Origin of the sequence: uncultured Chloroflexus sp., from assembly GCF_938091255.1 — a bacterium.
GTDB lineage: Bacteria > Chloroflexota > Chloroflexia > Chloroflexales > Chloroflexaceae > Chloroflexus.
The window spans coordinates 74,510-88,714 of sequence record NZ_CALLJH010000033.1 but is presented as its reverse complement, the minus strand read 5'-3'; the positions used below and the strand labels follow the sequence as shown (position 1 = coordinate 88,714).

General features: G+C 58.8%; 10 protein-coding genes. 3 read left to right on the top strand and 7 right to left on the bottom strand.

Annotated elements, in window-relative coordinates; translation table 11 throughout:
• Positions 1-35 precede the first annotated feature (35 nt).
• A complete protein-coding gene (gene topA, locus Q1A00_RS12010) occupies positions 36-2,378 on the bottom strand; it encodes a type I DNA topoisomerase (RefSeq protein ID WP_299645047.1) in 2,343 nt (780 codons plus the stop codon).
• Positions 2,379-2,682: 304 nt separating this feature from the next.
• Between topA and Q1A00_RS12005 the strand changes: the two genes are divergently transcribed.
• The 3 genes from Q1A00_RS12005 (at position 2,683) to meaB (ending at position 8,206) form a co-directional block, all read left to right on the top strand.
• Positions 2,683-4,824 (top strand): methylmalonyl-CoA mutase family protein, encoded by a 2,142-nt coding sequence (locus Q1A00_RS12005; protein WP_299645046.1) that lies wholly within the window; start codon positions 2,683-2,685, stop codon positions 4,822-4,824.
• Positions 4,821-7,022 (top strand): methylmalonyl-CoA mutase, encoded by a 2,202-nt coding sequence (scpA, locus tag Q1A00_RS12000; RefSeq protein WP_299645045.1) that lies wholly within the window; start codon positions 4,821-4,823, stop codon positions 7,020-7,022. Before Q1A00_RS12005 ends, scpA begins: the two co-directional genes overlap by 4 nt.
• Before the next feature lie 71 nt (positions 7,023-7,093).
• Positions 7,094-8,206, top strand: coding sequence for a methylmalonyl Co-A mutase-associated GTPase MeaB (gene meaB / locus Q1A00_RS11995; protein WP_299645044.1), 1,113 nt, complete (start codon positions 7,094-7,096; stop codon positions 8,204-8,206).
• A 72-nt stretch (positions 8,207-8,278) separates the two neighbouring features.
• Here meaB and Q1A00_RS11990 read toward each other — a convergent pair whose 3' ends face one another.
• From Q1A00_RS11990 to rho, 6 genes are all read right to left on the bottom strand, one after another.
• A complete protein-coding gene (locus Q1A00_RS11990; RefSeq protein ID WP_299645043.1) occupies positions 8,279-8,956 on the bottom strand; it encodes a response regulator transcription factor in 678 nt (225 codons plus the stop codon).
• A 44-nt stretch (positions 8,957-9,000) separates the two neighbouring features.
• On the bottom strand, positions 9,001-9,543 hold the full coding sequence (locus Q1A00_RS11985) for an acyl-CoA thioesterase (protein WP_299645042.1): 543 nt from the start codon (positions 9,541-9,543) through the stop codon (positions 9,001-9,003).
• Between the two features lie 172 nt (positions 9,544-9,715).
• Positions 9,716-10,540, bottom strand: a complete 825-nt coding sequence (locus Q1A00_RS11980; protein ID WP_299645041.1) for a methyltransferase domain-containing protein — start codon at positions 10,538-10,540, stop codon at positions 9,716-9,718.
• 288 nt (positions 10,541-10,828) lie between these two features.
• Positions 10,829-12,145 (bottom strand): WD40 repeat domain-containing protein, encoded by a 1,317-nt coding sequence (locus Q1A00_RS11975; protein WP_299645040.1) that lies wholly within the window; start codon positions 12,143-12,145, stop codon positions 10,829-10,831.
• Between the two features lie 162 nt (positions 12,146-12,307).
• Positions 12,308-12,931 carry a molybdenum cofactor guanylyltransferase gene (locus Q1A00_RS11970; protein WP_299645039.1) on the bottom strand — a complete coding sequence of 208 codons (624 nt, stop codon included), beginning with the start codon at positions 12,929-12,931 and terminating at the stop codon, positions 12,308-12,310.
• A 20-nt stretch (positions 12,932-12,951) separates the two neighbouring features.
• Complete coding sequence (gene rho / locus Q1A00_RS11965) at positions 12,952-14,199, bottom strand: transcription termination factor Rho (RefSeq protein ID WP_299645038.1); 1,248 nt, start codon at positions 14,197-14,199, stop codon at positions 12,952-12,954.
• Positions 14,200-14,205: the final 6 nt, after the last annotated feature.

Genomic DNA, 14,205 nt, shown 5'->3' with positions numbered 1-14,205 from the left:
ATTCTGCACTCCTCGGTTAGGATTGAAACCTACCCTTACGCCGATTTACGGGTTTTACTGCTCGCTTTGCGGGCTGACACCGCCGGCTTTTCAGGAGCGGGCTGTGGCGCCGGTGCAGCTTCGACTGCCACCCCGGCCTGCGCCTCATCGAGCGAGTTAGCGATGTAGTCGCACTTCGGATAGCGCGAGCAACCGTAGAACGGGCGGCCAAACTTGCCCCGGCGTCGCAATAGTTCGCCCTCGCCGCACTTTGGGCAGGTCACACCGGTCGGTTCTGGCAACGGAGCCGGCTTGCCATCGCGACCGATCCGGCGGGTGTTGGTACATTCTGGATAGCCCGAACAACCAAGGAAGGGGCCAAATCGGCTCTTCTTGATCACCATAGGCCGGCCACAGACGTTGCACAGCACATCACTCGTCTCTGGCGCGCTCGCCTTATCAAGAATGATCTGACCATTCTCATCGCGGTGAAAATCGCTGGTGAAATCGCACGAATCGCCTTCACCCTCACGGTTGTACCGCGAACAGGCCAAAAACTCACCGTTCCGGCCAAACTTAATCACCAGCTTTCCCTGACCGCACTTCGGGCAATCGATATCGGTCGTAATCTCTTCGCGCTTAACATTGCGCATTTGGCGCTGCGCCGTCTCAAGCGTCGAACGAAAAGGGCCGTAGAACTCACGCAATACCGGCACCCACTGTTTAGAACCTTCGGCAATATCATCAAGCTGCTGTTCGAGCGACGAGGTGAAATCGTAATCGACAATGTTGCCGAAATGCTCAACCAGCAAATCGGTGACCACCCGCCCTAATGTGGTCGGAATCAGCTTCTTATCGACCATCTCGACGTATTCACGCTCTTGAATCGTTGAGAGAATAGTCGCGTACGTGCTAGGCCGACCAATGCCGAGCCGTTCCAGCTCTTTTACCAGACTGGCTTCGGTATAGCGCGGCGGCGGTTCGGTGAAGTGTTGCACCGATAGCAGCTCAACCAACTGCAAACCCTCACCTTCAGCCAAGGGTGGCAAGCGACGTTCGCTGTCTTCGTCCTCTTCGCCTTCGTCGAGACTGACGTTATAGACGGCGAGGAAGCCGGGGAACTTAAGCACCGAGCCGGTGGCGCGGAAGAGGTAGGGCGGCGCGCCGGCCACGCTCGGTTGGGCGGCAATGTCAACCGTAGTGCTGTCAAAGATAGCCGGGGCCATCTGCGAAGCGATAAACCGCTTCCAGATCAGATCGTAGAGCCGCCACAGATCGCGATCAAGCCGCTCACTCAACTGCTCAGGCGTGCGAGCGCTACTGGTTGGACGAATCGCCTCATGCGCCTCCTGCGCACCTTTCGCCTTGGTTTTGTAGACCGGCGGCTGGTCGGGGAGATAGTCACTCCCAAACCGCTTACCGATCACCTCGCGGGCTTCAGCTTGCGCTTCCGCCGCCACCTGCACACTATCGGTACGCATGTAGGTAATCAAACCGACCGTGCCCTCTTCACCACCAACATCGACCCCTTCATATAAACGCTGAGCCAGCATCATGGTCTTCTTGGCGCTAAACCCCAACTTACGGGCTGCCTCTTGCTGCAAGGTACTGGTGGTAAACGGCGGCGCCGGCGAGCGGCGCTTGTCGCGCCGGGTCACTTTGGCAACGGTATAGGTCGCGCCTTTCAGATCGGCCACGATCGCCTCGGCCTGCTCACGCCGCTCAATCGAAAACTTCTCCAGCTTCTTACCGTCACGCTCGATCAGGGTCGCGCGGAAGAGATCACGCGGCGCGATGCCAGCCTCTTTCAACAGATCGGCCTCGATCGTCCAATATTCCTGCGGCTGGAACTGCTCGATCTCGCGCTCGCGCTCGACGATCAGCCGCACCGCCACCGACTGCACCCGCCCGGCGCTTAGACCACGCTTGACCTTATCCCACAGCAGCGGGCTAAGCTGATAGCCAACCAGCCGGTCGAGCACCCGCCGCGCCTGTTGAGCGTCAACCAAATTTTGGTCGATCTGGCGCGGCTGTTGTAACGCCTGCTGCACCGCATTGCGCGTGATCTCTTGAAAGACCACCCGGTACACCGGCGTCTTTTTTGGCGTCTTGACCGACTGCGTAATATGCCACGCAATCGCTTCACCCTCGCGATCGGGGTCGGTCGCCAGATAGATCGCGTCAGCGTTGCGGATTGCTTGGCTCAACTCTTGAACGACCTTCGGCTTAACGATTTCATAGGAAGGGGCAAAATCGTGCTCGATATCAATCGCCAGCCCGTTCTTAGGCAAATCGCGCACATGGCCCATGCTGGAGGTAACCTTATAGCCTTTGCCCAAATATTTCTGAATCGTCCGCGCTTTGGCCGGCGACTCAACGATCACTACTTTTTCGCCCATGAAGCAATTCCCAATGAATCTAGAAGTCTACTTGAACAGGTTTTCGCTATCGTCATCGCACTATACGCGGCGCTGGCGCGATTGTCAAGGGCGAGCCTTCCCGATTTTGACCGGTTGTTGAACTGTAACTCGCTTCCCTACGATGAGCTATTGACAAGCAGCATCGATCAGATAACCTGTGGTTAGGGTAACCAGTCTTTTACTTCATGGACGATCCGGTTTATCGTGCCCATTTTACCCTCGATTTGCTGGTATACTAACGGTATCGAGGGTTGGGTATGGGCTGCCGGCAAGGAGTATAGCCATGCCTTCAGAGACGCAGGAGACGGCCCAGCACGCTCCGTTGTTCGATATGTTCGCGCCTGCGACGTATGAGGAATGGCGGGCAGCGGCTGAGAAGACGCTGAAGGGCGTTCCGTTTGAGAAGCGCCTAATTACCAAGACCTACGAACAAATTCTGCTGCAACCGATCTATAACGCTGCCGATATTGCCGAGTTGCCGCACACTGGCTCGCTGCCCGGCTTTGCCCCGTTTGTGCGCGATACGCGCGTGTTGGGGCCGGTGTTGGAACGCTGGCAGGTGGCGCAAGAGCTGCCTTATCCGACCGCAGATGAAACGAATCGGGCGGCACAGGCCGATGTACCGCGCGGCTTGACGACACTCAACTTGCCGCTGGATCAGGCTACCCGCTTTGGTCTCGATCCCGACGTAGCCGCGCCGGCGCAGGTAGGTGCGGGCGGTCTCTCACTGGCAACGCTAGCCGATGCCCGCCGCCTGTTCGCCCAGCTCGACCTTGACCGGCTGTCACTGTTGGTGAATGCCGGCGCGCAGGCGCTGCCGGTAGCGGCCCTGCTCGTAACCGCCGCCGAAGAGCAGGGCCTTCCGTCCGACCGGCTACGCGGTTGTATCGGCGCCGATCCGCTCGAAGTGTTAGCTGCCGATGGGACGTTACCGGCGTCGCTCGACCGTTGCTACGACCTGTTGGCCGAGTGGACACGATGGGCACAAACGCATGCCCCAAATCTACGCACCATAGTTGTTAGTACTCACGTGTACCACAACAGTGGCGCCCACGCCGCCCAAGAGCTAGGATGCGCATTAGCAACCGGAGTTGCCTATCTGCGCGCGTTGCAAGAGCGTGGCCTCAGTGTCAATGACGTGGCCCCACGCATCCAATTTTCGTGCTCGGTGGGATCGCAGTTCTTCATCGAAGTAGCCCGTCTGCGCGCCGCTCGTATGCTGTGGGCGCGGGTAGTAACCGCGTTCGACGGTGATGAAACTGCGCAGCAGATGCATCTACACGCCCGCACTTCGGCGTGGACGAAGACGCGCTACGATGTCTATAACAACATGCTGCGTGCCACCAGCGAGGCGATGGCAGCAGTGATGGGCGGGGCGCAGAGCATCCATATCAGTCATTTTGATGAAGCGTGGGGCCTGCCCGACGAGTTCTCGCGCCGGATTGCCCGTAATTTGCACGTGATCCTGCAAGAAGAGTGCAACTTCTTCCGCCTGATCGATCCACCCGGTGGGTCGTGGGCGGTCGAGAAGTTGACTGATGAGATCGCGGCCAAGGCGTGGGCGTTCTTCCAAGAGATCGAACGGCAGGGTGGCATGGCAGCCGCTCTGCGCGCGGGAATGCCGCAAGCGGCTATCGCTGCCACCCGTGCCGAGCGCTTTGCCGCTATTGCTCAACGCCGCGAGGTGATCGTCGGCGTCAATATGTATCCCAATCTCAGCGAGAAGCTGCCGGAGGTACGCCAGATCGACCACGTGCAGTTGCACGCTGCCCGTGCGGTTGATCTACGCCACGCCCGTGAGATGCGCTCGGAAGAGGCATGCCAAGCTGCGCTAGTTGAGCTGGCCCACCGGCGCACCATGGCAGCCACACTGGCCGCCGTTCGTGCCGGCGCGACTATGGGTGAACTGAGCTGCGCGCTGGCTGCCGCCGATAGCGCCGCGCCGCAGATTGAGTTGCTGCCGGCCCACCGTGCCGCCGAGCAGTTCGAAGCTCTACGCACCGCTGCCGATGCCTATGCTGCCCGCACCGGGCGCCGCCCGGCTGTGTTCCTCGCTAATATGGGACCAATTAGTCAGCACAAGGCTCGGGCAGACTTTTCGACCGGCTTTTTCGCCGCTGGAGGTTTTGCTGTCATCGGCAACGATGGCTTCACTACTGTTGAAGAAGCCGCCGCTGCAGCGCTCGCTTCCGACGCTGAGATTGTTACGATCTGCTCAACTGACGAAACGTATCCAGATATTGTGCCGGCCTTGACCCACGCGATCAAGTCGCAACGACCTGATGTCACGGTCGTGCTGGCCGGCTATCCGACCGATCTTATTGACACGTATCGCGCCGCCGGGATCGATGAGTTCATCCACCTGCGCGCCAATTGTTATGAAACGCTGGCCCGGCTGCAACGTCTGAAAGGAGTGGCTGAGTGAAGAACCCCGATTTCACGACGCTGTCATACCGCGATGAGCGACCTGTCCCTGATCTGACTGAGTGGCAGGCAAAAGCTGAACAAGTAGCCGGCAAGCCGTTGCGCGAGCTGACTTGGCGCACGATGGAACAGATCGAGGTGCGGCCACTCTATACGGCTGCCGATTTGGTCGGCCTTGAGCACCTTGGCTTTACCGCCGGCATTCCACCATACTTACGTGGCCCGTACCCGACCATGTACGTTACCCAACCGTGGACGATCCGCCAGTATGCGGGCTTTTCTACTGCCGAGGCGAGTAACGCTTTCTATCGACGCAACCTTGCTGCTGGCCAAAAGGGGTTGTCGGTAGCTTTTGATCTTGCTACCCATCGTGGTTACGACTCTGACCACCCACGTGTCGTCGGTGATGTTGGTAAAGCGGGTGTGGCCATCGACTCGATCCTCGACATGAAGATACTGTTCGATGGTATCCCGCTCGATCAGATGTCGGTCTCGATGACGATGAACGGCGCGGTGATTCCGATCATGGCCTTCTACATCGTCGCCGCCGAAGAGCAAGGTGTACGGCAAGAACAACTCACCGGCACCATCCAAAACGACATCTTGAAAGAGTACATGGTGCGCAACACCTACATCTACCCGCCTGAGCCGTCAATGCGCATCATTGCCGATATTTTTGCGTACACGGCCAAGCACATGCCCAAGTTCAACAGCATCAGTATTTCGGGCTACCACATGCAAGAGGCCGGCGCCACCGCCGACCTTGAGCTAGCCTACACGCTGGCTGACGGGCTGGAGTATGTGCGCGCTGGGTTGAAGGCCGGGCTGGCGATTGACGCCTTCGCGCCGCGGCTCTCGTTCTTCTGGGCGATCGGGATGAACTACTTCATGGAGATCGCCAAGATGCGCGCTGCCCGTCTGCTCTGGGCCAAGATTATCAAGCAGTTTAACCCACAAGACCCCCGCTCGCTGGCGCTGCGCACCCACTGCCAGACATCGGGCTGGAGCCTCACCGAACAAGACCCGTTCAACAATGTAGCCCGCACCTGCATCGAGGCAATGGCCGCTGCCCTCGGCCACACGCAGTCATTGCATACCAATTCGCTCGACGAGGCGATCGCGTTACCGACCGACTTCTCGGCTCGCATTGCCCGCAACACCCAGTTGTACCTGCAAGAAGAGACCGGCATCTGCAAGATCGTCGATCCGTGGGGCGGGTCGTACTATCTCGAATGGCTGACCGATGCGCTGGCCCGCCGCGCATGGGCACATATCCAAGAGGTCGAAGAGCTGGGTGGTATGGCCAAAGCGATTGAGGCCGGTTTGCCCAAACTGCGGATCGAAGAGGCGGCGGCGCGCCGGCAAGCCCATATCGATTCAGGCCGCGAGACGATTGTCGGTGTCAACAAGTACCGGCTCGAATACGAAGCACCGATCGAGATTCTGGAAGTTGACAACACTGCTGTGCGCCAGAAGCAGATCGAACGGCTGCAAAAGCTGCGCGCTGAACGCGACGAGGCCAAAACGCAGGCAGCTCTCAATGAGCTGACGCGCGTGGCGGCCACCGGGGAAGGCAACCTGCTGGCGGCAGCGATTGAAGCTGCGCGCGCGCGGGCTACCCTCGGCGAGATTTCGATGGCGATGGAAAAGGTCTTTGGCCGCTTCAAAGCCGAAATTCGCTCGGTAGCCGGCGTTTACGGCAGCGAGTATAGCGACGCCGAGCAGATACAGCACGTGCGCGCTATGGCTGATGCCTTCGCTGCACTTGAAGGTCGCCGCCCCCGCATATTGGTGGCAAAGATCGGGCAAGATGGCCACGACCGCGGCGCCAAGGTGGTGGCGACGGCCTTTGCCGACCTCGGCTTTGATGTCGATATTGGTTCGCTCTTCCAGACACCTGAAGAGGTTGCACGGCAAGCAGTTGAAAATGACGTACACGTGGTTGGGATCAGCTCGCTGGCCGGCGGCCACAAAACCCTCTTGCCGCAACTGGTCGAAGAGTTGCGCAAATTGGGTCGCGAAGACATTATGATCGTGATTGGCGGCGTTATTCCGCCCCAAGATTACGAATTCCTGCGCGCACACGGCGCGGCGCTGATCTTCGGCCCCGGTACAATCATTCCCGTTGCCGCCGAGAAACTGCTCCGTGAGCTGCAACGACGGTTGCACGGTGATAGCGTCGCAACACCGGCGCCGTAGAAAGGAATACGACCGTTGGAGAGACGTTGCCTTGCAACGTCTCTCCATTATGTTAGAATATTGAGACCGTTATGACCAACGACCAATCACCAACCGAAGAGATGCCATTCGCGTTATCGGTGCTGGCTGGGATCGCCAGTCGTCACGACGGCTTGCCCGGCAATCCTCTCACGTCAGCTCCTGCACCGAGTGGGTCACGTCGCCGCACCCTCACAACAGAGGAGTATGTCGAAGGGGTGCGCAACGGTGACCGCGCTATTCTGGCCCGCGCCATTACGCTGATTGAGAGCAACGCACCAGCTCATATCGCTCAAGCCCAAGAGGTTCTACGCCAACTGCTGCCTTACACCGGCGGGGCGCTCCGGGTCGGCATCACCGGCGTGCCCGGCGTCGGTAAAAGCACCTTCATCGAAGCACTTGGCACAATGCTCTGTGAACAGGGGCATCGGGTGGCGGTGTTGGCAATCGATCCATCTAGCAGTATCTCGCGCGGCAGCATCTTGGGCGACAAAACCCGCATGGAACGACTTGCCCGCCATCCCAACGCTTATATTCGACCCTCACCGTCGGGCGGTAGTTTGGGCGGTGTAGCCCGTAAGACTCGCGAGACTCTTTTGATTTGCGAGGCAGCCGGTTTTGACGTGGTGTTAGTAGAGACGGTCGGCGTCGGCCAGAGCGAGACCGCCGTGCGCGGGATGGTGGACTTTTTCTTGCTGTTGATGCTGGCCGGCGCCGGTGATGAGCTACAAGGGATTAAGAAGGGCGTCATTGAGCTGGCCGATGCGCTGGTCATCACCAAAGCCGACGGCGATAACAAAGCGCGCGCGTTGGCAGCGCAAGCCGAATATCGTCATGCTCTACGCTACCTCACCCCAGCAACACCGGGTTGGAAACCGCCGGTGCGTACCTGTTCGGCGCTGACCGGCGACGGCATCACTGCCGTTTGGCACGAGATCGAACACTTCCGCACCGAGATGATGGCCAGCGGTGTTTGGTCGACTCGTCGCCGTGAACAGGCGCGTGATTGGCTTTACACGCTGATCGATGAACAATTACGCACGCTCTTCTTTGCCCATCCGGCTGTGCGTGAGCGCTTACCTGTGATCGAACAGGCGGTGGTAGAAGGAGATTTGCCGGTGGTCAGTGCGGTGCAACAGCTTATCGCAGCCTTGGGCAGCACATAAACCCGTAACCCGTCGAGCCACGGCGCTGCTGTGCCTGCGCAATGGGGCACAGCAGTGCTGTGCCCTTACTGGTCACCCATCTTCGCGCAGGATATACCCCACACTACGCACGGTATGGATCAAGCGTGGCTCACCGTTGGCCTCAAGCTTCTGACGTAAGTAGCGCACATAGACCTCGATAATATTGCTTTCGCCGCCGAAGTCGTAATTCCACACCCGATCATAGATAATGTCGCGGGTTAACACCTGATTGGGATGGCGCATAAAGAGTTCTAGCAGATCGTACTCTTTCGCCGTCAACTCAACGCGACGATCACCCACGCGCAATTCACGTGATCGGGTATCAAGAGTCAAATTAGCGAAACGCAGTACTTCCTGCTGTAGACTCGCTTGTTGGCGACGCAACTGGGCGCGAACACGGGCCAGTAACTCTTCAAAGGCAAACGGCTTGACCAAATAATCGTCAGCGCCGGCCTCCAACCCAGCCACTCGATCACGCACCGCATCGCGCGCTGTCAACATAATGATTGGAATACTCGACTCGGCGCGCAGCCGGCGGGCAACTTCAAAGCCATCAACCCCCGGCAACATCAGATCGAGCACCACCAGATCGTAATTGCCAGTGACAGCCATCTCTAAACCGCGGATGCCGTCGTAGGCAACATCAACCTGATAGCCTTCCAAGCTGAGGCCGCGCCGTAAGTACGAAGCAATTTCAGTTTCATCTTCAACAATCAAAATTCGCGCCATACCTGTAGTATACGAAGAGGTAGCGCGCTCGTCAATGCATTACCTTAATGCGGCTCGCTATCGAGTTCGTTGAGAAAGTCTTCAGGGTGTTGGCGAATTTCAAGGCTGCGTTGCTCAATCTCGCGGCGCAACTCACGGCGCAAACGGGCCGCCATCCAACGCCGGCGCTGCTCTGCCGTCTCGATCCGCACTGGCGGCACCGGGCACGGGCGAAAATTTTCGTCAACCGCCACCATCGTAAAGTAGCAGGTCATCACATGGCGCTGGGTGCGCGCAGTAATATTCTCGGCCACCACCCGAATGCCCACCTCCATTGACGTATTACCAGTGTAGTTAATCGATGCCAAGAAGGTCACTAATTCACCAACATGGATACGAGCGCGAAAAATAACCTGATCGACCGACACCGTCACCACGTAGCGTCCAGAGTAGCGTGACGCGCACGCGAAAGCGACTTGATCGAGCAGTTTCAAAATATGACCGCCGTGAACATTGCCGGCAAAATTAGCCATATCAGGCGTCATCAACACGGTCATTTGCAGAGTGCGGAACTGCTCAGACTGTTGCGTCCCTCCATTGGTTTCCATAGCTCAACTCCACCAGATGGGAATGATGAGATGCTGCTTCGTCAAGTATACTCGCGAGAGATACGCACAGCCGCATATTGCCGGTCGCAAGCGTATGCAACCAGCACAGCGTGCTAACATAGGGTGCGGCAGGGTGACTGCCGCACGCCATATTGTTGCCGCCAACGCATCGTTACTGGTAACGAAACACTAACAGATAATAGCGCCAGAGACCGGCGTTGAGGGTGCGGGTTTGAGCAATACAGCCACGCATTGCGTCAATCTGGATCTCGGATTGCAAATGCAGCGCGCGTAACACCAGTGCCGCCGGCAGGGTCAGTTGGGCGAAATGGCCGAGGAAGCGCAGCGACGGCCCGGCGCTGAGGGTAAGGTCATCGCGCCGGAGCAAGCGCAAACCGACTACTTCGGCAAGCTTGATCAACTCGTCAGCGGTTACCAAATCGGGCATTGCCCACGGGCGCAGCCATGCCCGCAATTGATTGCGCTCAGCCGGGGAGAGATCGGATCGCGCTGCGAAACGATCGGCGATGACAACCCTGCCTCCCGGACGCAACACTCGCGTGATTTCAGCCAGCAACGCCGGCTTATCCGGTGCATGGCAGATACTTTCCAGCATCCAGACCACATCACAGCTTGCGTTGCGCAACGGCGCTGCGGCGTAATCGGCGCACACAAACGTGGCCGTCCCGTCGCGCCGCGCCCGCTTGGCCTGTTCGGGTACAATCGTGAGGCCGATCACCAGCCCATCATGACGAGCGGCAATCGCATTGGCGCTCGCGCCGGCGCCGCAACCAGCATCCAGCAAACATTCACCGGGAGCAAGCTGGGCCGCTGCTAATAACGTTTCGTCAATTGAACGCAGGGCAGCGCGATGGCTCCGAACCTGCTGCCACAAACCGGCATGCATCGCCTGCGAACCGCGGATGATGCCGAGCACGCGGAACATCCAGTCGGTCTGGCGATAAAACGCGCGCACGGCGTTGTGAGGGTGAACCATGGTCAACACCTTACCCTCGTGTCATTGCGAAGGCGCGCCCCACCCCGCGTGTCATGGCGAGGGAGTGGCGGCTACCAGCGTAGCTAGCGCCACCCGACCGCAGCAATCTCCCCCTTTGGCGGAACGCATACCCGAGCAGATGCAGTCCGGAGGAGATTGCTCTGCCGCGCTCCGCTCGGCACGCAACGACATACGCAAACCACGTGTCATTGCGAAGGCGCGCAGCGGAAGCAATCTCCCCTTTGGCGGAAGAGATGCCTGTGCGCCGCCATCTGCTGCTCGAACAAGCTATTGATACGACCAGACTCGCACTGTCGAATCGAAACTGCCGCTGGCCAACAAATCACCACCCGGCGCAAACGCCACCGAGGTGACACTTTCGTTATGCCCGCTCAACTCCCAGCGCAACGCGCCATCGCGCACCCGCCAGATGCGCACGGTCCGGCCATAATGCGCGCTCGCGAGATACTGATTATCGGGGCTAAACGCTAAGCTGAAGCATGCGCCGGAAGGGGTTGCCAACATTTGCAACGGCTGGCCATCATCGACCCGCCAAATAAAGATCAGGCCATCGCCGCCGGCACTCGCCGCCAATTGTCCATTCGGGCTGAAGGTGACACTAAAGATCGCATCGCTATGCCCGTGCATCACCCGCACCAACGAACGATCATGCATCTGCCAAAGTCGTAAGACCCGATCATGGCCGGCGGATAGCAGCAGATTGCCATCAGGGCTAAAGGCCACGCTATTGATCACCCCCTCATGACCGGGCAATATACCGCTCAAGGTACCATCAGTCGCGTGCCACAAATAGACCACCGGATCCCAGCCGCCGGTCACGATCAAATCACCGTGCGGTTGGAACGCAATGCTAAAAACCGCACCGTGACGCTGGCCATCACCCAAATGCATGAGAAGTTCGCCATCAGTAACGCGCCAGATCCGCGCGCCGTGCTGGCGACCCGCCGCCGCAATCCGCTGACCGTCAGGACTAAACACGACGGCATTGACTTCGCCAATATTCCCGCTAATGACGCGCTGCAATTGGCCATCAGGCAACCGCCAGAGCCGGAGCATGCCATCCCATGACCCTGTCGCGAGTATGTCCTGATCAGGACTAAATGTCAGACTGTTCACCCAGCTCTGCACAGCTAACAATTGGCGCAGCAACGGTCGCTGGACGGCCAGCGCATCAGTCGCTGGCTGTTCGAGCTGGAACAAGCGGTGATGCGTCGCTAACAAGCGCCGGTTAGGCCGCAACGCCAACCGGTTAGGCTGGCGCAGCCGCCTGCCGGCCAGCGCGCCGTACTCGCTATCCCGCAACTCCGGCGCTACCAGCACCTCCAGCGTCATCGCATCAATAGTTAATAAGCCAGAATGAAAGAGGATTTGCAAATCAGCGCGCAGTAACAGTGCATTATGTGGCTCCGCTGGCCCTTGCGGATCGATCAAGACCGGGCGCAACACATCGGCTACTTGGCAACCACTGATAGCGCAGGCCCCGTCATAGGCTACCAGCAATTTTTGCCACAACACCTCTAACGCCGACGAAACTTGGTCGGCGGACGACCCAACCACACCATTGGGAGAAGAAGGCTGCTGCATTGTCAAACTCGGTCGTCGAATGCGCTAGTATCCACGTGGTGCCAACAATCATAGATCAACTATATAAACGATACCTGTGAGTCACCACGTTGTAAGATAACATTTCTGTCAAATTGTTAGCAAACAGAACAACGCCAAGCACTACCGCTCGACGACCGACCATTATTCAACTTGGCGCAACCACCCTTGCACGGCAACCAAATCGTCCGGCGTGTTTAGATTAAGCAACGAGCGCGCAGCAGGATCATAACGACGCCAGAGGGCAGGGCCGGGATCAACCCAACGCAACGCCATCAATGCAGCTTGCAAGCGGCGTTCGCCAGCAGCAAAGGCCCGGCGCAACTGCGGGAGCGCGCTTTGCCGGTAGACAGCGAACAGTGGCTGTGGGTGATCAGGCTGGCCGGGGGGAGTAGGCGCCAGCGCATCGCCGGTAAACGGCCACTGCGCTAGCGCCGCTAGCACTTCTGGAACAATCAGCGGCATATCGGCGGCAATCACCAAGGCCGCCGGTGCGCGCATAGCTTGCAAACCGCTGATCAGACCGCCAAGCGCGCCGCTGCCCGGCTGCTCATCGGGCACAATCCGCGCTGGCAAGTCAGACCACGCTTCAGCATCATTGAGTACGACGATGGTCTCAACGCACAGAGGCTGCAACAGCGCAACGGCGTGGCCAAGCAGATGCGGGCCGCCTTCGCCCCACAGCCGCAACCGCCGCTTATCAACGCCAAAGCGGCGACTACGCCCGCCGGCGATCACTATCCCACTCAGCTCGATATCACTAGACATGCGCACGTACAGCGAGGTGATTATGAGCCAACTTTGCCCAGCGACGCAAGGAACTCAGCATTATTCTTCGTCTTGGCCATTCGGGTCAGCATCAACTCAGCGCCTTCATTCTCGCCAACCATGCTGACCATTCGCCGCAGCATCCAGCTCTGACGCAGCGTCACCGGATCGAGCAACAGATCCTCGCGGCGGGTGCCCGAACGCTGGATATCAACTGCGGGGAAGATGCGCTTCTCAGCCAGCTTACGATCGAGATGCAGCTCCATGTTACCGGTACCCTTGAACTCCTCGTAGATCACATCGTCCATACGCGAACCAGTATCAACGAGGCAGGTAGCGATAATGGTGAGCGAGCCGCCATCTTCGATATTACGCGCTGAACCGAAAAACCGCTTGGGCGGGTAGAGCGCCGCCGGATCAACACCGCCGGAGAGCGTGCGCCCGCTTGGCGGCATCGCAATGTTATAGGCGCGGGTCAGACGGGTGAGCGAATCCATCAAAATCACCACGTGGCGCCCGTGCTCCACCTGCCGCTTGGCCTTTTCGAGCACCAATTCGGCCACCTTGATATGCTGCTCGACCGGCTCATCGAACGTGGCGGCCACCACCTCACCCTGCACCGAACGGCGCATATCGGTTACTTCTTCGGGCCGTTCGCCGATTAAGAGCACAATGAGCTGAATATCAGGCGCATTGGTCGTCACACCATTGGCGATCGCCTTGAGCAACATCGTTTTCCCAGCTTTGGGCGGAGCAACGATCAAACCGCGCTGGCCACGACCAATCGGCGCAATCACATCAACAATGCGCGTCGGGAGAATATTCGGCTCAGTCGAGAGCACAATCTGCACATTGGGATGGATCGGCGTCAACTGCTCGAATAACGGTCGCTTCTGGGCCATTTCGGCTGGCAGGCCATTGATCCGCTCGACATAGAGCAACGAGGGGTAACGTTCAACCTCTTTGGGCGGGCGCACACGACCCTCGATCATATCGCCAGTGCGCAGATTAAAGCGGCGGATCTGGGATTGCGCCACGTACACATCATCGTTGCTGGGGCTCAGCCGCGGATTACGTAAGAAGCCGTGGCCTTCGGGAACGATTTCCAGTAAGCCGGAACCCTGCATTGTCACCGGTTCTTCAACCACAGCAGTTGTTGCCGGCGCAGCAAGCACACCTTCGCTCCCGGCTGATGACCCCGCATCACCATTCACCCGGCGCCGGCGCCGGCGCGTCTTATCGGCTGATTCGGGAGTACCTGTCGTCATACGCTT

Bases quoted from the DNA above. Each gene is read 5' to 3' on its own strand.
- topA (WP_299645047.1), bottom strand. From the start codon at position 2,378: ATGGGCGAAAAAGTAGTGATCGTTGAGTCGCCGGCCAAAGCGCGGACG.
- Q1A00_RS12005 (WP_299645046.1), top strand. From the start codon at position 2,683: ATGCCTTCAGAGACGCAGGAGACGGCCCAGCACGCTCCGTTGTTCGAT.
- meaB (WP_299645044.1), top strand. From the start codon at position 7,094: ATGACCAACGACCAATCACCAACCGAAGAGATGCCATTCGCGTTATCG.
- Q1A00_RS11990 (WP_299645043.1), bottom strand. From the start codon at position 8,956: ATGGCGCGAATTTTGATTGTTGAAGATGAAACTGAAATTGCTTCGTAC.
- Q1A00_RS11985 (WP_299645042.1), bottom strand. From the start codon at position 9,543: ATGGAAACCAATGGAGGGACGCAACAGTCTGAGCAGTTCCGCACTCTG.
- Q1A00_RS11980 (WP_299645041.1), bottom strand. From the start codon at position 10,540: ATGGTTCACCCTCACAACGCCGTGCGCGCGTTTTATCGCCAGACCGAC.
- Q1A00_RS11975 (WP_299645040.1), bottom strand. From the start codon at position 12,145: ATGCAGCAGCCTTCTTCTCCCAATGGTGTGGTTGGGTCGTCCGCCGAC.
- Q1A00_RS11970 (WP_299645039.1), bottom strand. From the start codon at position 12,931: ATGTCTAGTGATATCGAGCTGAGTGGGATAGTGATCGCCGGCGGGCGT.
- rho (WP_299645038.1), bottom strand. From the start codon at position 14,199: ATGACGACAGGTACTCCCGAATCAGCCGATAAGACGCGCCGGCGCCGG.